This is a genomic window from Saccharothrix hoggarensis (assembly GCF_052936025.1).
Genome location: NZ_CP193624.1, coordinates 5,314,592 through 5,335,279, shown reverse-complemented (window position 1 = coordinate 5,335,279; position 20,688 = coordinate 5,314,592). Strand labels below are relative to the sequence as shown.

Sequence of the window (20,688 nt, the reverse complement as noted above, 5' to 3'; positions counted from 1 at the left end):
TGAGCCCCCAGGCGGAGCCCCCGTGACGCCGAGTGGTGGATGCGCGGAATCCGTCCGGTGCATGGTTCCCACCCGATACCGGTGTGGTGCGCGCCGCCGGTTCGGCACACCCTGCGTGGTGTGTTGCCTGCGCCGGGACGACCCCGCGGCCCCGGCACGCCGCCCGCTCCACCCGACCGGGGAGGGACCTCGCCGATGAGCATCACCGCTGCCACCACCGCAGACACCGGGCCACGCCAGGGGCCACGCGACCGCGCGCACCAACAGGCGCTCGGCGAGGCGATCGCGGGCTACCGGGTCCTCGGCTGGAAGGTGTCCGTCACGGAGCAGGGCGTGTTCCTGCCGCTCGGCCCGGCCACGACCGCCCTGGCCATGCCCGCCCGCATCGGCTCGCGCGTGCTGGCCGACCTGAAGGCCCGCATGCTCGCGGGCCCCGTCACCGTCATCCCCGGCCCGCGCGAGCACTGGATCTTCCTCGCCGAGCTCGTGGCGCTGCTGCCCACGCACCTCAAGGCGCCCCCCGAGGTCCAGTTCGTCCGCTCGCCGCAGCGCATCGCGCTGCCGCCCACCATGACCCGCTACGGGTCGCTGAGGTGGGCGAACCCGCCGTCGCACTCCCGGCACTGGTTCCCGCCGTTCACCGCCGTGCTGGCGCTGGCCCGGACGGCGGCCGCCAAGGACCGCTAGGCGAGAATGGGCGGGTGGACCGACGGACGCTGCTGTGCGGGCTGCTCGCCCTGACCGCCTGCGGGACGGGGGCGCCCGCGCGCGAGCCCGGTGTCGGCTCCGCCCGTCCGGGTGACCGCGTCGCCGCGCTCGCCGACGTGCCGGTGGGGTCCGGCGCGCTCGTCGACGTCGGCGGCGACGGCCAGTTGTTGCTGGTCCGGCCGTCCGAGGCCGAGGTGCGGGCGTTCCACCCGGCCTGCCCGCACCAGGGCACGGTGGTCAACCCGCCCGCCGCGGGGGTCATCACCTGCCCCACGCACCGCAGCGCGTTCGACCCGGCGTCGGGCGCCGTGCTGTCCGGACCGTCCCCGCGCGGCCTGGCCGAGGTGCCGGTGGCCGTCTCGGGCGCCGATGTGGTGCTTTCCTGAAGATTCGTCCCAATGGCTGGACGTGTTGAACCCCGCTTCACGTGGTGTCGTATTCGGTGTGACCGAACGAACACCCACCACCACGTAGCGGAGGAACCGTTTTGAGTTCCGTGGAGAAGACAGGGCTGTCCCGACGCTCGATGCTGTGCGGCGTGCTGGTCGCGCTGGCGGTGCCGGGCGGTCTGGCGGCGTGCAGCAGCGGCGGCGAGACCACGCCGGGCACCGGCACCGCGCCCGCGGGCGGCAGCACGCCACCCGCCGGCGGCACCAACCCGGCCGGCCCGGCGTCGATCATCGCGCTGGCCGACGTGCCCGACGGCGGCGGCGCGATCGCCGGCAACCCGGCCACCAGCAAGCCCCTCGTGCTCGTCCGCACCGGCGACACGGTCAAGGCCTACGACGCCACGTGCCCGCACCAGGGCACCGCCGTCTCACCGCCCGAGGGCGGCGTCATCACGTGCCCGAACCACGGCAGCACGTTCAACGCGACGGACGGGGCAGTGACCAAGGGCCCGGCCACCACAGGCCTGACCGAGGTCAAGGTCAAGGTGGAAGCGGGCCAGGTAATCCTCGCCTGACCCCCACCGCGCCTCCGGCAAGCGGCCCACGCACCCACCAGCGCGGGGCCGCTCGCCACTTCGCGGCCCAACGCACGCACCGCTGCGAGGCCGCTCGCTAGTTCGCGGCCCCAACGCGCACACCGCTGCGGGCCCGCTCGCTAGTTCGCGCCCCAACGCGCACACCGCTGCAGGCCCGCTCGGTACTTCGCGCCCCCAACGCGCCCACCGGCGCGAGGCCGCGTCGGTAGTTCGCGGCCCATCCCGCGACGATCACGCTTTTCCGATCGTCGCGGGATCGGCCGCGAACTACCGACTTCCAGGCGGCCGAGCCTCGCGACGCCGAAGGCGGCGCAATCCAACACAGTAGGCTTGACCTGTGGCCGACCCGTCGACCTATCGCCCCGCGACAGGCACCATCCCCGAAGCACCCGGCGTGTACAAGTTCCGCGACGCGGCCGGCCGCGTGGTGTACGTCGGCAAGGCCAAGAGCCTGCGCCAACGGCTCAACTCGTACTTCGCCGACGTCGCCGGCCTGCACCCGCGCACCCGGCAGATGGTGACGACCGCGGCGAGCGTCGAGTGGACGGTCGTCGGCACCGAGGTCGAGGCGCTGCAGCTCGAGTACAACTGGATCAAGGAGTTCGACCCGCGGTTCAACGTCCGCTACCGCGACGACAAGTCCTACCCGGTCCTGGCCGTGACGTTGCACGAGGAGTTCCCCCGGCTGCACGTCTACCGCGGCCCGCGCCGCAAGGGCGTCCGCTACTTCGGCCCGTACGCGCACGCGTGGGCGATCCGCGAGACCCTCGACCTGCTGCTCCGCGTCTTCCCGGCGCGCACGTGCTCGGCGGGGGTGTTCAAGCGCCACGGCCAGATCGGCCGCCCGTGCCTGCTGGGCTACATCGACAAGTGCTCGGCGCCGTGCGTGGGCCGGGTCAGCGCCGACGAGCACCGCGACATCGTCGAGGACTTCTGCGACTTCCTCGCCGGCAGGACCGACTCGATGGTGCGCCGCCTGGAACGCGAGATGACGGCCGCCGCCGAGGAGCTGGAGTTCGAGCGGGCCGCCCGCCTGCGGGACGACCAGGCCGCCCTCAAGCGGGCGTTGGAGAAGCAGGCCGTCGTCCTCGGCGACGGCACGGACGCCGACGTGGTCGCGTTCGCGGAGGACGACCTGGAGGTGTCGGTCCAGGTCTTCCACGTGCGCGGCGGCCGGGTGCGGGGCCAGCGGGGCTGGGTGGTCGACAAGGTCGACGAGGGCGGCGTGACGGGCCTGGTGGATCAGTTCGTCACCCAGTTCTACGGCGAGCAGGTCGAGTCGGCGCGCGCCAGCGGGGTGGAGTCGGCGCCGGTGCCGCGCGAGGTGCTGGTGCCGGAGCTGCCGGACGACGCGGCGGCGGTCGAGAAGTGGCTGTCGGACCTGCGCGGCGGCCGGGTCGTGCTGCGCGTGCCGCAGCGCGGCGACAAGCGGGCGCTCATGGAGACCGTGGAGCGCAACGCCAAGGAGGCGTTCCAGCAGCACAAGCTGCGCCGTGCCGGCGACCTCACGGCCCGGTCGGCGGCCCTCCAGGAGCTGCAGGAGGCGCTCGGGCTCGACACCGCGCCGCTGCGCATCGAGTGCACCGACATCAGCCACGTGCAGGGCACCGACGTGGTGGCGTCGCTGGTGGTGTTCGAGGACGGCCTGGCGCGCAAGTCCGAGTACCGCCGCTTCGCCGTCCGCGAGGGCGCCGAGCAGGGCGACGTCGGCTCGATCGCCGAGGTGGTGCGGCGGCGGTTCCAGGCGTTCCTGCGGGACAACAAGGCCCCCGAGGGGCCGAACCCGGGCATCGACCCGGAGACGGGCAAGCCGCGGAAGTTCGCGTACGCGCCGAACCTGCTCGTCGTGGACGGCGGCGCGCCCCAGGCGCAGGTAGCCTCCGACGTGCTCGCGGAGCTGGGCATCACCGACGTCGCGGTGGTCGGCCTGGCGAAGCGGCTGGAGGAGGTCTGGGTGCCCGGCGAGCCCGACCCGGTGATCCTGCCCCGCACCAGCGAGGCCCTGTACCTGTTGCAGCGGGTGCGCGACGAGGCGCACCGGTTCGCCATCGCCTACCACCGGCAGAAGCGGTCGAAGCGGATGACCACCTCGGCGCTGGACGACGTGCCGGGCCTGGGCCAGACGCGCAAGGCGGCGCTGCTCAAGCACTTCGGCTCGCTGAAGAAGCTGCGCGAGGCGAGCATCGAGGAGATCAGCGTGGTGCCCGGAGTGGGCCGGCGCACCGCGGAGGCCGTGCTCGCGACGCTGGGCGCGGCCGGCACCGGAGGACCGTCGGCGGAGCCGGCGATCGGGCGACCGTCGGCGGAGCCGACAATCGGACAGGAGCGAACGTGAGCGCACCGGCCGGCGAGAAGTCCGGCATCGAAGTGGCGGTGGTGACGGGTCTGTCGGGAGCGGGCCGCAGCACCGCCGCGAAGTGCCTGGAGGACCTCGGGTGGTTCGTGGTGGACAACCTGCCGCCCGAGCTGATCGCGACCATGGTGGAGCTGGGTGCGCAGGCCAGGGGGGCCATCACCAGGGTCGCGGTCGTGATGGACGTGCGCAGCCGCGCGTTCACCGAGGACCTGGCGGCGGTCATCAAGGACCTGGACGCGCGCGGCTACAAGCCGAAGGTGCTGTTCCTGGAGGCCACCGACGACGTGCTGATCCGCCGGTTCGAGTCGGTCCGGCGCGGCCACCCGCTGCAGGCCGACGGGCGGCTGGCGGACGGCATCGAGGCCGAGCGCGTCCTGCTCACGCCGCTGCGCGAGGAAGCCGACCTGGTGCTGGACACGTCCGCGCTGTCGGTGCACCAGCTGCGGGCCAAGATCGAGGACACGTTCGGCACGGAGTCGGCGACGCGGACCCGCGTCACCGTGCTGTCGTTCGGCTACAAGTACGGCCTGCCGATGGACGCCGACCTGGTCATGGACGTGCGGTTCCTGCCGAACCCGTTCTGGATCCCGGAGCTGCGCGAGCAGACCGGGCTGGACGGCGACGTGCGGAACTACGTGCTCACGCAGGAGGGCGCGGACGAGTTCCTCGACCGCTACCACGAGCTGCTGCGCCTCATCGGCGCCGGCTACCGGCGCGAGGGCAAGCGGTACCTGACGCTGGCGGTCGGCTGCACCGGCGGCAAGCACCGCAGCGTCGCCATCTCGGAGGAGCTGGCCGGTCGACTGGCCAGCGAGGACGGCATGGCGGTCAAGGTCGTCCACCGGGACCTGGGACGCGAGTGAGCTGGAGAGCGGTAGCGCTGGGCGGCGGGCACGGGCTGCACGCGACGCTCACCGCCCTGCGCCGGGTGACCGACGACGTGACGGCCGTGGTGACGGTCGCCGACGACGGCGGTTCCTCGGGGCGGCTGCGGCGCGAGCTGGGCCTGCTCCCGCCCGGTGACCTGCGCAAGGCGATGGTGGCGCTGGCCGGCGCGGACGAGTCGAGCGCCCTGTGGGCGGCGTTGTTCCAGCACCGGTTCGGCGGCACGGGCGCCCTCGCGGGCCACGCCGTCGGCAACCTGGTGCTGGCGGGCCTGCTGGAGCGGCTGGGCGACCCGGTCGCGGTGCTGGAGGAGGCCGGACGGCTCCTCGGCGTGCGCGGGCGGGTCCTGCCGATGTGCGCCGAGCCGCTGTCGATCGAGGCCGACGTCACCGGGCTGGACGAGGACGCCGACGTGGTGCGCCGCATCCGCGGCCAGGTCGCGATCGCCACCACACCGGGCCGGGTGCAGCGCATCCGCCTGTACGGGCCGGGCGGGCCGGGGGAGGAGCCGCGCGGCTGCCCGGAGGCCGTCCAGGCGGTGCTGGACGCCGACGTGGTGCTGCTCGGGCCGGGCTCGTGGTTCACCAGCGTGCTGCCGCACCTGCTCGTGCCGGAGCTGCACGACGCGCTCGTGCGGACGTCGGCGCGGAAGGTCGTGGTGCTCAACCTGGTCCCCCAACCGGGGGAAACCGCCGGGTTCTCGCCGGAGCTGCACCTCGACGTCCTGTGCGCGCACGCGCCCGCGCTGCGCGTGGACGCGGTGATCGCGGACGTCGGCGCGGTGCCCGTCCCGGACCGGCTGAGCCGGGCCGCCGCAGCTCTCGGGGCTGCGGCGCACCTCGCGCCGATCGCCGTGGCGGGCGCGCCGGACCGTCACGACCCCGCCGCGCTGGCGTTGAGCATCCAGCGGGCGTTGGCCGGCCCTGGTGACGGGACCGGCGGGGCGTCGAGTACAACCCTCCAGGAAGACCGTGCGACCAGGGGAGGCGAGGCGCCGTGGCGATGACGTCGGCGGTGAAGGACGAGCTGAGCAGGCTGGCCGTCTCGAAGACCTGCTGCCGCCGTGCGGAGGTCGCCTCCCTCCTGCGCTTCGCGGGCGGACTGCACATCGTGGGCGGCCGGGTGGTCGTCGAGGCGGAGCTGGACCTCGGCTCCACGGCGCGCCGCCTGCGCCGCGAGATCCACGAGCTGTACGGGCACCAGTCCGACGTGTTCACCATCACGTCCAGCGGGCTGCGCAAGGGCACCCGGTTCGTCGTGCGCGTGGTCAAGGACGGCGAGGGCCTGGCCCGGCAGACGGGCCTGCTGGACCCGCGCGGGCGTCCGGTCCGCGGCCTGCCCGCGCCGGTCGTGTCCGGCGGGGTGTGCGACGCGGAGGCGGCGTGGCGCGGCGCGTTCCTGGCGCACGGCTCGCTCACCGAACCGGGCCGGTCGTCGTCGATGGAGGTCACCTGCCCCGGTCCGGAGGCGGCGTTGGCGCTGGTGGGCGCGGCGCGGCGGATGGGCATCGGCTCCAAGTCGCGCGAGGTGCGCGGCGCGGAACGCGTGGTGATAAGGGACGGCGACGCGATCGGCGCGATGCTGACCAGGCTGGGCGCGCACGACAGCGTGCTGGCCTGGGAGGAGCGCCGGATGCGCCGCGAGGTGCGGGCGACGGCGAACCGGCTGGCGAACTTCGACGATGCGAACCTGCGCCGCTCGGCACGGGCCGCGGTCGCCGCGGCGGCCCGGGTCCGGCGGGCGCTGGAGATCCTGGGCCCGGAGGCGCCCGACCACCTGGCGGCGGCCGGCGAGCTGCGGCTCGCGCACCGGCAGGCGTCGCTGGAGGAGCTGGGCCAGCTCTCCGACCCGCAGATGACCAAGGACGCCGTGGCGGGCCGCATCCGGCGGCTGCTGGCGATGGCCGACAAGCGGGCGAAGGAGCTGGGCATGCCCGACACCGAGTCCGCCGTGACCGCGGACATGCTCGAAGCCGAGGTCTGACGCCGGTGGCGTCGCCGGCGCGGCGGACGCGTCGGCACGGGACTTCTACGACGGCGTCGCCGAGCGCCACCACCTGCTCTACGCCGACTGGGACGCCCCGGCCGCCCGCCAGGCAGCGGCGCTCCACGGGTCCTCCGCCGCGCGCTGGGGCCCGGTCCGCGCCGCGCGCTCGTGCCGGACGGGCTGCTCATCGTCACCACCCGCCCGTACGACGAGCTGCTGCGCGAGCGCCCGTCCGCCACCCCCGCGCGCACCGCGACCACCGAGGCGGGCCGCGCGGTCAGCTTCCAGCTGTGGGACTGGCACGACGACGGCGAGCACTACGACCTGCGGCTCTTCCAGCCCTTCCTCACCGCTCGCGCCCCGTGACGCCGCCCAGGGCGCGTTCTGCACCCGCAACCCGCCGGTCCTACGCTGGACGGGCGATCCGCGCCGCGTCGGTGACACCCCGCTTCGGGGTCGCGAAGCCTCGGTCACCGAGTTACCGCCAGGTAACAAGCCGGTCAAGCTGGATTTTCTTGCTCGATAAAGAGATGCTGGAGATCCAGGTGACCAGGCCTGCGAGCCCGGAGGCTAGGCTGGCCGTCGGCTGCCTGGTCAGCCCATGACTGCACGCCCCTGGCGGAGACGCCAGTCGAGTACCGAGGAGACTCACCGTGACGGTTCGCGTAGGTGTCAATGGTTTCGGCCGCATCGGTCGCAACTTCTGGCGCGCCGTTCAGGCCAGCGGGCACGACATCGAGATCGTCGCCTTCAACGACCTCGGTGACGTCAACACCATGGCCCACCTGTTGAAGTACGACTCCATCCTGGGCCGCCTCGACGCCGAGGTGACCGTGACCGACGAGGGCATCGCGATCGACGGCAAGGTCATCAAGGCCCTCGCCGAGCGCGACCCCGGCAAGCTGCCCTGGAAGGACCTCGGCGTCGACGTCGTCGTCGAGTCGACCGGTTTCTTCACCGACGCGGCCGCCGCCCGCAAGCACGTCGACGAGGGTGGCGCCAAGAAGGTCATCATCTCCGCGCCGGCCAAGGGTGAGGACCTCACCGTCGTCCTCGGCGCGAACGACGACCAGTACGACGGTTCGCAGACCGTCATCTCGAACGCCTCGTGCACCACGAACTGCCTGGCGCCCCTCGCCAAGGTGCTGCACGACAGCTTCACCATCGAGCGTGGCCTCATGACCACGATCCACGCCTACACCCAGGACCAGAACCTCCAGGACGCGCCGCACAAGGACCTGCGCCGCGCCCGGGCCGCCGCCGTGAACATCGTGCCCACCAGCACCGGTGCCGCGAAGGCGATCGGCCTGGTCCTGCCCGACCTGAAGGGCAAGCTCGACGGCTACGCCCTGCGCGTGCCCGTGCCCACCGGCTCGGCCACCGACCTGACCGTCACCGTGGGCCGCGAGGTCACCGTGGACGAGGTCAACGCCGCGTACAAGGCCGCCGCCGAAGGTCCCCTGAAGGGCTACCTGCGCTACAACACCGACCCGATCGTGTCGGCCGACATCGTCACCGACCCGGCGTCGTGCATCTACGACGCGCCGCTGACCAAGGTCATCGGCAACCAGGTCAAGGTCGTCGGCTGGTACGACAACGAGTGGGGCTACTCCAACCGCCTCGCCGACCTGGTCAACCTCGTCGCCAGCAAGCTCTGACGACGACCAAGCGGGAAGCTCGCTGTGAAGACTCTTGACGATCTGCTCAGCGAGGGTGTCTCGGGTCGGCGCGTCCTGGTGCGCGCCGACCTGAACGTCCCCCTCGACGGCGACCGGATCACCGACGACGGCCGCGTCCGCGCGTCGGTGCCCACCCTCAAGGCGCTCGTGGACGCGGGCGCCCGCGTGCTGGTCGCCGCCCACCTGGGCCGCCCCAAGGGCGAGCCCGACCCCAAGTTCTCCCTCGCGCCCGTCGCGGCGCGACTCGGCGAACTCCTCGGCCAGACGGTCGAGATCGGCACCGAGGCCGCCGGCGACGGCACCGTCGTGCTGCTGGAGAACATCCGCTTCGACGCCCGCGAGACCAGCAAGGACGACGCCGAGCGCGCCGCCCTCGCCGACGAGCTGGCGGCCAAGGCGGACGCGTTCGTGTCCGACGGCTTCGGCGTCGTGCACCGCAAGCAGGCCTCCGTCTACGACGTCGCCCAGAAGCTCCCGCACTACGCGGGCGGCCTCGTGCTGGCCGAGGTCGAGGTGCTGCGCAAGCTCACCGACGACCTGAAGCGCCCGTACGTCGTGGTGCTCGGCGGCGCGAAGGTGTCCGACAAGCTCGGCGTCATCGCGAACCTGCTCACCAAGGTCGACCGGCTCCTCATCGGCGGCGGCATGGCCTACACCTTCCTCAAGGCCCAGGGCCACGAGGTCGGCGGCTCGCTCCTCCAGGAGGACCAGCTCGACCAGGTCCGCGGCTTCCTCGCCGAGGCGGAGGAGCGCGGCGTGGAGCTCGTGCTCCCGGTCGACGTGCTCGCCGCCGTCGACTTCGCGCCCGACGCGGAGTTCGAGGTCGTCGCCACCGACGCCATCCCCGCCGACCGGCAGGGCCTCGACATCGGGCCGAAGACGCGCGAGCTGTTCGCGTCGAAGCTCGCCGACGCCCAGACCGTCTTCTGGAACGGCCCCATGGGCGTGTTCGAGTTCGACGCGTTCGCCGGCGGCACCCGCGCGGTGGCCGAGGCGCTCGTCAAGAGCGACGCGTTCACCGTGGTCGGCGGCGGCGACTCCGCCGCGGCCGTCCGCGCCCTCGGCCTGCCCGAGGACGGCTTCTCGCACATCTCCACCGGCGGTGGCGCGTCCCTGGAGTACCTGGAGGGCAAGGAGCTCCCCGGCGTGTCGGTTCTGGAGGCGTGATGGCCCAGCGTCAGCCGCTCATCGCGGGCAACTGGAAGATGAACCTCAACCACCTCGAGGCCATCGCCCTGGTGCAGAAGATCGCCTTCTCGCTGCCCGAGAAGTACTTCGCCAAGGTCGAGGTCGCGGTGCTGCCGCCGTTCGTCGACATCCGGTCCATCCAGACCCTCGTCGACGGCGACAAGCTGCTCCTCAAGTACGGCGCGCAGGACCTCTCGCCGCACGACTCCGGCGCCTACACCGGTGACATCTCCGGCGCCATGCTCGCCAAGCTCGGCTGCTCCTACGTCACCGTGGGCCACTCCGAGCGCCGCGAGTACCACGGCGAGGACGACGCCACCGTCAACAAGAAGGTCAAGGCGGCGCTGAAGCACGGCGTCACCCCGATCTTCTGCCTCGGCGAGCAGCTGGACGTCCGCGAGGCCGGCCGGCACGTCGAGCACTGCACCGACCAGCTCGTCGCGGGCCTCAAGGGCCTCACCGCCGAGCAGGTGCGGGACGTGGTCGTCGCCTACGAGCCCGTCTGGGCCATCGGCACCGGCAAGGTCGCCTCGTCGGCGGACGCGCAGGAGGTCTGCGCGGCGCTGCGGGTCAAGCTCGCCGAGCTGTACGGCGAGGACGTCGCTTCGGCCGTTCGGGTGCTTTACGGAGGGTCCGTCAAGTCCGGCAACATCGCCGAGCTCGTCGCCCAGAAGGACGTCGACGGCGCCCTTGTGGGTGGTGCGAGCCTCGACGCGGACGAGTTCGCCAAGCTGTGCGCGCTCGCCGCCGGCGGCCCTCTACCCTGATGTGATTGACACGCACTCCTACTACGGTGGTCCACGGTCGGCAGTTGACCGGGTACTCTGTGGCGTCACCTGCCTGACAGCGAGGAAGAAATGATCCTGTTCCTGCAGATCCTGTTGATCGTCTCCAGTCTGCTGCTGATCCTGCTCGTGCTCCTGCACCGCGGGCGCGGCGGCGGTCTTTCCTCGTTGTTCGGCGGCGGCATGCAGTCGAGCCTGTCCGGTTCCAGCGTGGTCGAGAAGAACCTCGACCGGCTGACGTTGTTCGTCGGCGCGGTCTGGGTCATCGCCATCGTGGGCGTCGGGCTGCTGATGAAGGTCAACTGACAGGGGTCGGCCGACGTCCTCGGGCGGCGGTCGACACGGACACAGGGAAACCACCTGGTGGGGGTGTGAGGGTCGATGGCTGGTGGTAACGCGATTCGCGGTACCCGCGTCGGCGCAGGCCCGATGGGCGAATCGGAGCGCGGCGAGTCCGCGCCCCGACGTCGGGTGTCGTACTGGTGCGCGAACGCGCACGAGTCTCGGCCGTCGTTCGCGGTCGAAGCCGAGATCCCGGAGAACTGGGACTGCCCCCGGTGCGGTCTTCCGGCGGGGCGTGACGAGCAGGCTCCCCCTGCTCCGCCGCGCAACGAGCCGTACAAGACGCACTTGGCGTACGTGAAGGAGCGGCGCTCCGACGCGGACGGTGAGGCGATCCTCGAGGAGGCGCTCACCAAGCTGCGCAAGCAGCGCGAAGAGCCCTAGTCGAGTTCAGGCTGGAACAGCGCGACGGCCCCCGTGGGATTCCACGGGGGCCGTCGTCGTGCGGGAGGCCGAACCGGCGGGGCGGGCGGTGCCCCGTCGCCGGTGCGGCCCGTTGTCGGCGGGGTTCGGTCGCCGGCCGGGTTCAGTTCCGCTTGCCGAACAGGCCGGCGAACTGGCGTCGCACCAGCACCGCGCCCACCAGCAGGAAGAAGACCAGCACCACCAGCGTGGACGTCGTGCCGCCGGTCGAGCTGGTCAGCGCCACGTCCACGCTCCCGACCAGCACCACGCCGCAGTCCGCCCGGATCACGTGCCGACCCGGCTGGATCGTCACGAACTCGACCCGCGTGCTGAACGTGCCCGAGCCGTCCGCCTTCGCCGTGCCGACCTCCTCGCCCAGCGAGCTGAGCCTCACCTGCGAACCGGGCTCGCAGCCGGTGCCGGTGGCGGTCAGCGGGTCGCCCGGCTGGACGTTGTCCTTGTCCAGCGTCAGCGCGCCGTCACCGTCGAACGGCGTCGTCGTGGTCGCCGCGGGCGGGGCCGAGCTGCCCGTCGTCGTCGTGGTGGTCGTGGTCGTGGTTGTCGCGGTGGTGGTCGTCGTGGTGACCGTCGGACGGCGGCTCGTCGTGGTCGTCACCGGGGGAGCGGTCGTCGTGGTGGTGGTGACCGGCGGCGGGGTGGTGGTCGTGGTCGGGGTCGGCGTCACCGTGAAGCCGTCGGTCGGCCGTGACGTCGCCGCGCACACCGGGCGGGCCGTGACGCGGTGGCCCCCGACGCCCGCGGTGGCCGGCACGGTCGCCGTGCCCGACCCCGACCCGCGGCCCGTGTGCCGCCCGCTGCCGACCACGTCCTTGCCGTCCCACACGATGTGCACGGTGTAGTCCTGGCAGTCCGGATCGAGGTACACACCGGACCAGCTCAGCGTGAACGTGCTCCCCGCCGGGCCGCTGTCCGGGTTCGCCGTGGCGACGCCCTGCTGCTGCGCCGATACCGGTGCCGCTACAAGCGCCGTAACGCCATATGCCAAGGCACCGAGTAAAGCTAGTGTTCCTGCCGATCGCATACCCGACTCCCGGACTAGTCCGCTACCCACCGACGAGGTGCCCTTGTGAGACGCATTATGAGCAGCGTCGGTTTACTGCTCCTGTGCGGGATCTTCCTGGGCGTCGCCCCGGCCGCCGCCGCAGGCGACACGGTCACCATCGACGCCACTGTGGACGGAACCCCGGTCGGTGAGGACGAGCTCGTGCTCGACCCGTCCGGCTCCTCCCGCATCTCCGTGACCGTCCACAACGGAACGGACACCGTCCGCCACGTGAAGACGATCCGGCTGACCGGCACCGCCCTCGCGCTCACGTTCTTCTCCTACGACACGACCGTGCCGTTCGACGTGCCCGCGAAGCAGAGCGTCACCAAGGGCTTCGTGCTCGACCTCGGCCAGCTCGGCACCCAGGCCACCGGGCTCATGCCGACCGAGCTGGAAGTCCTCGACACCAACCGCGACGTCATCGCCTCCATCGGGACGACCGGCCACGTCCGCGGCTCGCTGTGGTCGGTGTACGGGATCTTCGGCATCGCCGTGTTCGCGCTGACCGTGCTCGCGTGGGCCGGCGCGCTGTTCGCCCTGGCCCGCCGCCGGCTGCCCGCGAACCGGTGGCAGCGCGCCATGCGGTTCCTGCCCGCCGGCGTCGGCACCGGGCTCGTCGCCGTCATCTCCCTGTCCGTGCTGCGGATCATGGCGCCGTCGCCGGCCGCCGAGATCCCGTTCATCCTCGGCGCGGCGGCGGTCGCGTTCGTCCTCGGCTACCTGACCCCGCACCCGGACGCGGACGACCTCGGGTCCCTGCCGTCGGACCCCGACTCGACGCAGCGGATCACCCGGCCGCTGCCCGGCGGTGCCGCGTGACGGTGTCGGCGAACGTCGCGGCCGCCCTGCCGCAGTACGACCTCGGCGCGCAGATCGGACGCGGCGGGATGGGCGTCGTGTACGCCGCCGTGCACCGGCCGCTGGGACGTCCGGTCGCCGTCAAGCGGCTGCCCGGCGTGCTCGCCGAGGACGAGCGGATGAGCGCCCGGTTCGCGCACGAGGCTCGGCTGCTGGCGCGGCTGGACCACCCGCACATCGTGCCCGTGTACGACTACGTCCAGGACCGCGGCGAGCACCTGCTCGTGATGGAGAAGCTCGACGGCGGCACGGTGTGGTCGCGGTTCACCGGCGCGGGCGTGACACCGGCCGAGACGTGCGCGTTCGGGCTGGCGGCGCTGTCCGGTCTGCACGCGGCGCACGAGGCCGGGGTGCTGCACCTCGACGTGAAGCCGAAGAACCTCCTGTTCACCGCGGGCGGGGTGCTGAAGGTCGCCGACTTCGGCATCTCGCAGGTCGTCAGCGAGGGGGCGACGTTGGTGACGCACGGCGGGCAGGTGTTCGGCACGCCCGCGTACCTGGCGCCGGAACAGGCGCTCGGCAACCCCCTGAGCCCGGCGGCCGACGTCTACGGCTCGGCGACGGTGCTGTACGAGCTGCTGAGCGGGCGGCTCCCGTTCGACTCCGGCGGTGGCGCGCTGGCGATGATCCAGCGGCACGTGCACCAGCAGCCCCGGCCGCTGGTCGAGGTGCCCGACCCGCTCGCGCGGGTGATCATGCGCGGGTTGGAGCGCGACCCGAAGGCCCGGTACCGCAACGCGGAGACGTTCGCGGTGGACCTGGCGGGCGCCGCGGCCGAGGTGTTCGGCCGCGACTGGCTGCTCCGCCTCGGCGCGCCGGTCCACCTGAGCCCCCAGGTCGCCGCCGCGAGCACCCGCCCGGCGACCCATCCGTCCGTGCCACGCGAAACCCTGACCGTGCCCGTCCGCGCGACCCTCGTGGACCCACCGCCCACCCCGGTCCGGCTGGGCGCCGACACGCTCGTGCCGGCGGCCCACGTGCTGGCCGCCCCGAGGCCGGCGCGGTGGTTCGCGCTGGCGGCGGCGTTGGCGGTGGCGCTGATGGTCGCGCTCCCGTTCACCGTGCCGGGCCGCGACCTGCCGCCCGTGCGGGCCGACCTGAGCAAGCCCGTGGCGATCGGCGAAGGCGACCCGTCAACCGCGCGCCTGAAGGTCACCGCCGCCGGCATCACGCTCGCCGACGTCGCCGCCGCGCTTCCCGCCGCGCCTTCGTCCGCTGCACCTGCGCCCGCCGCTCCTGCCGGGTTGACCTTCACGCTGCCAGGCGCGAGCCGCTGGATCGTGGGCGGCGCGGCGGTGGCGACCGTGACGTCCGGCGACACGTCCCGCGACTACTCCCTCCAACCGCTGACCCACCCGATGTTCAGCATCATGGGCGCGGGCGGCGCGGTGGTCCTCCTGTTCACGCTCGCGTACCTGGAGTCGATCCTCCGGTCGCTGAGGCGCCGCCAAGCAGGAACCGCGGCCGTGCTCACCACCGCTCCGCTCGGCTTCGGCCTGGGCGTGGCGGCGTGGCTCCTGCCGTCCGTCCTGCTGCGCCACACCCCGGACCTGTGGCCGGCGCTCGTGTGCGGCGGGCTGGGCGCGGTGGCAGCCGTGTGCACCGCCGTCGCCACCCGCCGATCAGCCCAGCAGCAGCACTGACCCCAGTCGCCCCACGCCCCCGACCGCCACCGGCCCACGCGATTCGCCGACCGGCCGCCCTGTCTCCACCCACCGCCTGCGGACCAGCCGCGCCGGCACCACCCACCCGCGTCCGGCCACGGCGAGCATTCGTGCGCGCGTCCGGTGGTCCCGGCGAGCATTCCTGCCCGCGGCCAGTCCCGGCGAGCATTCCTGCGCGCGTCCGGCCACGGCGGGCATTCCTGCGCGCGTCCGGCCACGGCGGGCATTCCTGCGCGCGCCCGGTCACTGCGAGCATTCCTGCGCGTGCTGCGTGGTCGGCCCCGTGTCGCGCCCGGCCACCGCGGCGCTGTTTCCGTTGCCCTGCTGTGGGGTCGCTTGTGGGTCGCCCTGGGCGCACCTGTGTCGGCCGGGCCGGTAGCGAAGGGTCGCGCGGCGGGCGGGGCGTTGGGTGGCGAGGGTCGGGTGGTGAAGGTCGGGCGGGGTTGGGGCGGAGGGGTGGCGGGGGCGAGGGTTGGTTGGCGGCCTCGTTGTTTCAACCGACGTTTGAGGTTGATGATAACGGTGTTTTCTTACGTGGCGATGTGACAATCACCCGATCGGGTATCGGGATCGTCAGGTGTCCAGGGATCTGACCAGCGGAAACGTTACCCTCACGGCGAAGCCGCCGCCGGCCGTCGGGCCGGCTTCGAACTCGCCGTCCAGCAGCGCCGCCCGCTCCCGCAGCCCCACCAGGCCATGACCGCCGCTCGGCAACGTGCCGTGGTCGCGCGACGTCTCGGGCGCCTCGTTGCGGACCTCCACCCGCAGCACATCGGCCTCCGCCACCACCAACACCGACGTCGGCGCCCCGCACGCGTGCTTCCGCACGTTGGTCAAAGCCTCCTGCACGGTCCGGTACACGGCACCCGACACCGGGGCCGGCAGGTCGTCCACCGGGCCGCGCACGGTCAGCGTTGCGGGCACGCCGGCGCCGGCCACCAACTGCGGCAGGTCCTCGACCCTCGGCTGGGGCGAGTCGTCACCGCTCGTGGTCCGCAGCACGCTCACCAGCTGCCGCAGCTCGTCCAACGTCCGCGTGCTGAGCATGCGGATCGTGCCCGCCACCTGCTTGGCGTTCGGATCGGCCGCCGCCACCCGCAGCGCCCCCGCCTGCATCGCGATCAAGCTCACCTGGTGCGACACGACGTCGTGCATCTCCCGCGCCAACCTCGCCCGCTCGTCCGCCCGCACGGCGTGGGCGTGCAGCATCCGTTCCCGCTCCCGGCTGGCGGCCAGCTCGGCGATCCGCGCGGACAGCTCCTCCCTCGCGTGCGCGAGCAGGCCGATCGCGATCGGCATCCCCGCGACCAGGCACCCGTAGATGGCGTCGTGCACGTGCGTCTTCCAGCCGAGCTCGACGAAGTCCTCCACCGGCCACAGGAAGAACCGGCTGAACCACACCAACCCGGCGCCGATGTACGTCTGCGTCGACAGCAGCTTGCGCCGCGCCAGGGTGCCCAGCGCGATCATCGCCGCCAGCTGCGCCCACCCCGCCAGGAAACCGGGCACGGTGATCAGCACGACCAGGAACGGGAACCGGCGGCGGAGGGCGACGGCGGCCACGGAGATGATCGACAGCACGTAGTTGTACCGCTCGGCCTCGGGCACGACCCGCAGCCACACGTCGAGCGCGGCGATCGCCACGGCCGCCACGTCGAACGCCAGCTGCCGGTGCTTGCCGAGCAACCGCAGCAGCACCTCGTGGACGGCAGCACGGGGCACCCGCTCGGTCGGAACGCCGTTGACCCGACCGCTCGGCAGCCTCTCGACAGCGTTGCCGGCCAGGGTTCGACCTCCCGTGTCCGCTATCCGCCGGTCCTCACCGTACTGCGCTGTCATCGCGCTTGGCATGACCCGCCCTTCCCGCCCCCGACGTGCTCGATCGACCCGCTCACCCTTCGAGATGCGTTGATTACCCGAACGGGACGCGGAGCGCCGCACAAAATTGCGAGCGCGAACGTCCGCTCAGCGGACACCACCAGGGGGAACGCCCGCGGACGGCGGCCGGCGCGTGCGGCAGATCACGCCCCGACCCCGGATGCGCCACTGCCGCCGGCACCCGGTGAGGTGACGGCGGCAGCGGCGGGACTACCCGGCTCAAGCCAGGGGAGGGGTGAACAGGTCCGGCGCCTTCGCGGCGGCAGCCGGGTCGAGCAGCCACAGGGTGCGGCGCTGTCCCCGGGCTCCGGCGGCGGGCAGCTCCACCTCGCCGGCGCCGGCCAGGCCCTCGGCGACGGCCGCGGCCTTCGCCGCACCCGTCGTCATCAGCCACACCTCGCGGGAGGCGCGGATGGCGGGCAGGGTGAGGCTGACCCGCGTCGGCGGCGGCTTCGGGCAGTCGCGGACCGCGACGACGGCGCGCTCCCGCTCGTGCACCGCGGGCGAGTCGGGGAAGATCGAGGCGACGTGCCCCTCCTCGCCGACCCCGAGCAGGCACACGTCGAACGACGGCACCGAGCCGTGGTCCTCTGGGCGCGCGGCGGCGGCCAGGACGTCGGCGTACGCCTCGGCGGCGGCCTCCGGGTCGTCACCGAACCGCCCGTCGGACGGCTCCATCACGTGCACCCGCGACGCCGGCACCGGGACGTGGTCCAGCAGCGCCTCACGGGCCTGGGTCTCGTTGCGCTCGGGGTGCCCGGCGGGCAGGAACCGCTCGTCGCCCCAGTACAGGTCGACGCGCGTCCAGTCCACCGCGTCCCGCGCGGGCGTGGCGCGCAGGTGCTCCAGCACCGCGATGCCGGTCCGCCCGCCGGTCAGCACCAGCGACGCCGACCCGCGCGCGGTCTGCGCGTCCACCAGGCTGGTCACCAGGCGCGCGGCCGTGGCGGCGGCCAGCAGGTCGCCGTCACGGTGCACCACCACCTCGGGCCGGCTCACGAACCCGCCTTCACCTTGGCCGCCTTCGGCGCGCCGGACTTCGCCTCGCCGTCGGGCGAACCGCCGGACTTCGCCTTCGCGGCCGACGACCGGGCCGACGTCCGCGTGGCCGGCTTGGCAGCGTCGGACGCCTTGCCGGGTTTGCCGGCGGACGCCTTGGCGGCGGGCTCCTTGGCGGCGGGCTTCGACGCGGCCGGCTTGGCGTCACCGGCTGCGGCCACAGCCGCCACCGGCTCGGTCGAAACCGGCGCGGTCGAAACCGGCGCGGTCGAAACCGGCGCGGTCGGAACCGGCGCGGCGCCGCCGACGGACCCGGCCACCTTGGCGGCCTTCGCCGGCTTGGCGGCGGGCTTGCGCGTCGCCGCCGCGGCCTTCGGCGTGGTCCGGCCGCGCACGACCTTGCCCAGCGACCGCAACGCCGTCTCGTACACGTCGTCCGGGTCGAGCCGGCGCAGCTCCTCTGCCAGGCAGTCCCGCACCGAGCGGCGCTGCAGCGCGACCCGCCGCTCCGGCTGGCCGGGCTGCGTCAGCGCGCCGACCTTGCCGTCCGGACGGGACAGCTCGACCACACCGGACCGCCGCTCCAGCCGCACGTCCACGATGCCCTCGCCGCGCGTGGCCTTGGCCCGCTTCACCGGCACCTTCAGGCACCCGGCGAGCCACGCCGCGAGCAGGTCGGTCGACGGCGAGTCGCTCTCCCCGCTCACCTCGGCCTCGACGACCCGCTCGTAGGGCGGCAGGTCGAACGCCGACGCGAGCATCGCCCGCCACAGCGTCAGCCGCGTCCACGCCAGGTCCGTGTCGCCCGGCGTGTACGAGGTGCGCCGCTGCTCCAGCGCCCGGATCGGGTTCTTCTCCGCCGCCGCGTCGGTGATCCGGCGCTGCGCGAGCTGCCCGATGGGGTCCAGCGCGGGCACGGCGGGCGCCTCGTTCGGCCACCACGCCACCACCGGGGTGTCCGGCAGCAGCAGCGGCACGACGCACGACGCGCCCTCGTTGGCCAGCTCGCCGTACAGCCGCAGCACGATGACCTCGGACGCGCCCGCGTCACCGCCGACGCGGATCTGCGCGTCCAGCCGGGGCGCGGCCTTGCGGGCGCCCCGGGCGACCACGATCACCCGGCACGGGTGCTCGCGGCTGGCGTCGTTCGCCGCGTCGATGGCCTCCTCGGTCTTCGTGCCGTCGTCGGTCACGATGACCAGCGTCAGCACGCGGCCGAGGGTGACCGCGCCGCCTTCCTCGCGCAGCCGCACGAGCTTGCTGTTGACCTGTGACGTGGTGGTCGAGGGCAGGTCGATGATCACGGACGCCTCCAGTGCCTGCCGGTGCGGGCCAGCATCTCGTCCGCCGACGCCGGCCCCCAGGTGCCTGCCTTGTACTTCTCCGGGGCGCCGTTGGCGGCCCAGTGCGCGAGGACCGGGTCCAGGATCTCCCAGGACAGCTCGACCTCGTCGTTCTTCGGGAACAGCGACGGCTCGCCGAGCAGCACGTCCAGCAGCAGCCGCTCGTAGGCCTCGGGGGACGACTCGGTGAACGCGTGGCCGTAGCCGAAGTCCATCGTGACGTCCCGGACCTCCATGGTGTTGCCGGGCACCTTGGAGCCGAACCGGATGGTCACGCCCTCGTCCGGCTGCACCCGCACCACCAGGGCGTTCTGCCCCAGCTCCTCGGTCGCGGTGTCGTCGAACGGCAGGTGCGGCGCGCGCTTGAACACCACGGCCACCTCGGTGACGCGGCGGCCGAGCCGCTTGCCGGTGCGCAGGTAGAACGGCACGCCCGCCCAGCGGCGCGTGTTGATCTCGCACGTGATCGCGGCGTACGTCTCGGTGGTCGAGTCCTTGGCGAACCCGCCCTCCTCCAGCAGGCCGGGCACCTTCTGCCCGCCCTGCCAGCCGCCGGAGTACTGGCCGCGGGCGGTGGTCTCGTCGAACGGCCCCACGGGGCGCGTCGCCGACAGCACCTTCACCTTCTCCGCGCGCAGGTCGCTCGGCCGGAACGACACCGGCTCCTCCATCGCGGTGAGCGCGAGCAGCTGGAGCAGGTGGTTCTGGATCACGTCGCGGGCCGCGCCGATGCCGTCGTAGTAGCCGGCGCGACCGCCGAGGCCGATGTCCTCGGCCATGGTGATCTGCACGTGGTCCACGTAGTTCGCGTTCCAGATGGGCTCGTAGAGCTGGTTCGCGAAGCGCAGCGCCAGGATGTTCTGCACCGTCTCCTTGCCGAGGTAGTGGTCGATGCGGAACACCGACTCCTCGGGGAAGACGTCGTTGACGGTCTTGTTGAGCTGCCGGGCGCTGGCCAGGTCGTGGCCGAACGGCTTCTCGATGACCACGCGGCGCCACTGGCCGGGGTTGTCGGTCGGCGGCGTGGCCAGGCCCGCGCGCTTGAGCTGGTTGACGACCGTGGTGAACGCGCTGGGCGGCACCGACAGGTAGAACGCGTGGTTGCCGCCGGTGCCGCGGTCGCGGTCCAGGTCGGCGAGCGTCGTGGCGAGCGTGTCGAACGCGATGTCGTCGTCGAAGGTGCCCTGCACGAACCGGATGCCCTCGGCGAGCTGGTCCCAGACCTCCTGCCGGAACGGGGTGCGCGCGTGCTCCTTGACGGCGTCGTGCACGACCTGCATGAAGTCCTGGTCGGCCCAGTCGCGGCGGGCGAAGCCGACGAGCGCGAAGCCCGGCGGCAGCAGGCCGCGGTTGGCCAGGTCGTAGATCGCGGGCATGAGCTTCTTGCGCGACAGGTCGCCGGTCACGCCGAAGATGACCAGGCCGGACGGCCCGGCGATGCGCGGCATCCGCTTGTCCCGCGGGTCGCGCAGCGGGTTGCGCTTGGTGGGCGCGGTCATCGGACCTCCTCGCCGGACTCGTCGGGCAGTGGACCGCACGGTGCTGTGGTGAGTGGCGACCT

The 20,688-nt window shown here is 73.0% G+C and carries 20 protein-coding genes; 15 read left to right on the top strand and 5 right to left on the bottom strand.

Features of this window, described 5'->3' with window-relative positions; genetic code table 11:
* The first annotated feature begins 195 nt into the window (after positions 1-195).
* The 13 genes from ACRAKH_RS23920 (at position 196) to ACRAKH_RS23860 (ending at position 11,298) form a co-directional block, all read left to right on the top strand.
* Complete coding sequence (locus tag ACRAKH_RS23920; RefSeq protein ID WP_380728458.1) at positions 196-687, top strand: hypothetical protein; 492 nt, start codon at positions 196-198, stop codon at positions 685-687.
* A gap of 14 nt (positions 688-701) precedes the next feature.
* On the top strand, positions 702-1,094 hold the full coding sequence (locus ACRAKH_RS23915; RefSeq protein WP_447009299.1) for a Rieske (2Fe-2S) protein: 393 nt from the start codon (positions 702-704) through the stop codon (positions 1,092-1,094).
* A 110-nt stretch (positions 1,095-1,204) separates the two neighbouring features.
* The gene (locus ACRAKH_RS23910) at positions 1,205-1,672 is read left to right on the top strand and encodes a Rieske (2Fe-2S) protein (RefSeq protein ID WP_447009298.1); all 468 of its coding nucleotides are present in this window, start codon (positions 1,205-1,207) and stop codon (positions 1,670-1,672) included.
* A gap of 358 nt (positions 1,673-2,030) precedes the next feature.
* Positions 2,031-4,028: an excinuclease ABC subunit UvrC gene (uvrC, locus tag ACRAKH_RS23905; RefSeq protein ID WP_380726473.1), complete on the top strand. Its 1,998-nt coding sequence runs from the start codon at positions 2,031-2,033 to the stop codon at positions 4,026-4,028.
* 26 nt (positions 4,029-4,054) lie between these two features.
* Positions 4,055-4,912 (top strand): RNase adapter RapZ, encoded by an 858-nt coding sequence (rapZ, locus tag ACRAKH_RS23900; protein ID WP_380726477.1) that lies wholly within the window; start codon positions 4,055-4,057, stop codon positions 4,910-4,912.
* Positions 4,909-5,940, top strand: a complete 1,032-nt coding sequence (locus tag ACRAKH_RS23895) for a gluconeogenesis factor YvcK family protein (protein ID WP_380726471.1) — start codon at positions 4,909-4,911, stop codon at positions 5,938-5,940. The genes rapZ and ACRAKH_RS23895 overlap by 4 nt, the downstream gene beginning before the upstream one ends.
* Positions 5,931-6,917: a DNA-binding protein WhiA gene (gene whiA / locus ACRAKH_RS23890; protein WP_360954466.1), complete on the top strand. Its 987-nt coding sequence runs from the start codon at positions 5,931-5,933 to the stop codon at positions 6,915-6,917. The genes ACRAKH_RS23895 and whiA overlap by 10 nt, the downstream gene beginning before the upstream one ends.
* Before the next feature lie 171 nt (positions 6,918-7,088).
* Complete coding sequence (locus tag ACRAKH_RS23885; RefSeq protein ID WP_380726469.1) at positions 7,089-7,286, top strand: hypothetical protein; 198 nt, start codon at positions 7,089-7,091, stop codon at positions 7,284-7,286.
* 287 nt (positions 7,287-7,573) lie between these two features.
* The gene (gene gap / locus ACRAKH_RS23880) at positions 7,574-8,578 is read left to right on the top strand and encodes a type I glyceraldehyde-3-phosphate dehydrogenase (RefSeq protein ID WP_380726467.1); all 1,005 of its coding nucleotides are present in this window, start codon (positions 7,574-7,576) and stop codon (positions 8,576-8,578) included.
* Between the two features lie 24 nt (positions 8,579-8,602).
* Positions 8,603-9,766, top strand: coding sequence for a phosphoglycerate kinase (locus tag ACRAKH_RS23875; protein WP_380726465.1), 1,164 nt, complete (start codon positions 8,603-8,605; stop codon positions 9,764-9,766).
* Entirely contained in the window at positions 9,766-10,554 is a 789-nt protein-coding gene (gene tpiA, locus ACRAKH_RS23870) for a triose-phosphate isomerase (RefSeq protein WP_380726463.1), read from the top strand. The genes ACRAKH_RS23875 and tpiA overlap by 1 nt, the downstream gene beginning before the upstream one ends.
* Positions 10,555-10,644: 90 nt before the next feature.
* The gene (secG, locus tag ACRAKH_RS23865) at positions 10,645-10,878 is read left to right on the top strand and encodes a preprotein translocase subunit SecG (RefSeq protein WP_106620004.1); all 234 of its coding nucleotides are present in this window, start codon (positions 10,645-10,647) and stop codon (positions 10,876-10,878) included.
* 75 nt (positions 10,879-10,953) lie between these two features.
* A complete protein-coding gene (locus ACRAKH_RS23860; RefSeq protein ID WP_015103628.1) occupies positions 10,954-11,298 on the top strand; it encodes an RNA polymerase-binding protein RbpA in 345 nt (114 codons plus the stop codon).
* Positions 11,299-11,440: 142 nt separating this feature from the next.
* Here the strand turns inward: ACRAKH_RS23860 and ACRAKH_RS23855 are convergent, their stop codons facing one another.
* Complete coding sequence (locus ACRAKH_RS23855; protein WP_380726461.1) at positions 11,441-12,325, bottom strand: hypothetical protein; 885 nt, start codon at positions 12,323-12,325, stop codon at positions 11,441-11,443.
* A gap of 81 nt (positions 12,326-12,406) precedes the next feature.
* On the opposite strand from ACRAKH_RS23855, the gene ACRAKH_RS23850 reads away from it, so the two are divergent.
* Entirely contained in the window at positions 12,407-13,204 is a 798-nt protein-coding gene (locus tag ACRAKH_RS23850; protein WP_380726459.1) for a hypothetical protein, read from the top strand.
* Positions 13,201-14,886 carry a serine/threonine-protein kinase gene (locus ACRAKH_RS23845; protein ID WP_447009297.1) on the top strand — a complete coding sequence of 562 codons (1,686 nt, stop codon included), beginning with the start codon at positions 13,201-13,203 and terminating at the stop codon, positions 14,884-14,886. The genes ACRAKH_RS23850 and ACRAKH_RS23845 overlap by 4 nt, the downstream gene beginning before the upstream one ends.
* Positions 14,887-15,480: 594 nt before the next feature.
* On the opposite strand, the gene ACRAKH_RS23840 is transcribed toward ACRAKH_RS23845, so the two are convergent.
* The 4 genes from ACRAKH_RS23840 to zwf all read right to left on the bottom strand — a co-directional run bounded on the left by ACRAKH_RS23840 (position 15,481) and on the right by zwf (position 20,626).
* Entirely contained in the window at positions 15,481-16,746 is a 1,266-nt protein-coding gene (locus tag ACRAKH_RS23840; RefSeq protein ID WP_380726455.1) for a sensor histidine kinase, read from the bottom strand.
* Positions 16,747-17,004: 258 nt separating this feature from the next.
* A complete protein-coding gene (gene pgl / locus ACRAKH_RS23835) occupies positions 17,005-17,784 on the bottom strand; it encodes a 6-phosphogluconolactonase (protein ID WP_380726453.1) in 780 nt (259 codons plus the stop codon).
* A complete protein-coding gene (opcA, locus tag ACRAKH_RS23830) occupies positions 17,781-19,088 on the bottom strand; it encodes a glucose-6-phosphate dehydrogenase assembly protein OpcA (RefSeq protein ID WP_447009296.1) in 1,308 nt (435 codons plus the stop codon). Before opcA ends, pgl begins: the two co-directional genes overlap by 4 nt.
* A complete protein-coding gene (zwf, locus tag ACRAKH_RS23825) occupies positions 19,085-20,626 on the bottom strand; it encodes a glucose-6-phosphate dehydrogenase (RefSeq protein ID WP_380724914.1) in 1,542 nt (513 codons plus the stop codon). The genes opcA and zwf overlap by 4 nt, the downstream gene beginning before the upstream one ends.
* Positions 20,627-20,688 lie beyond the last annotated feature (62 nt).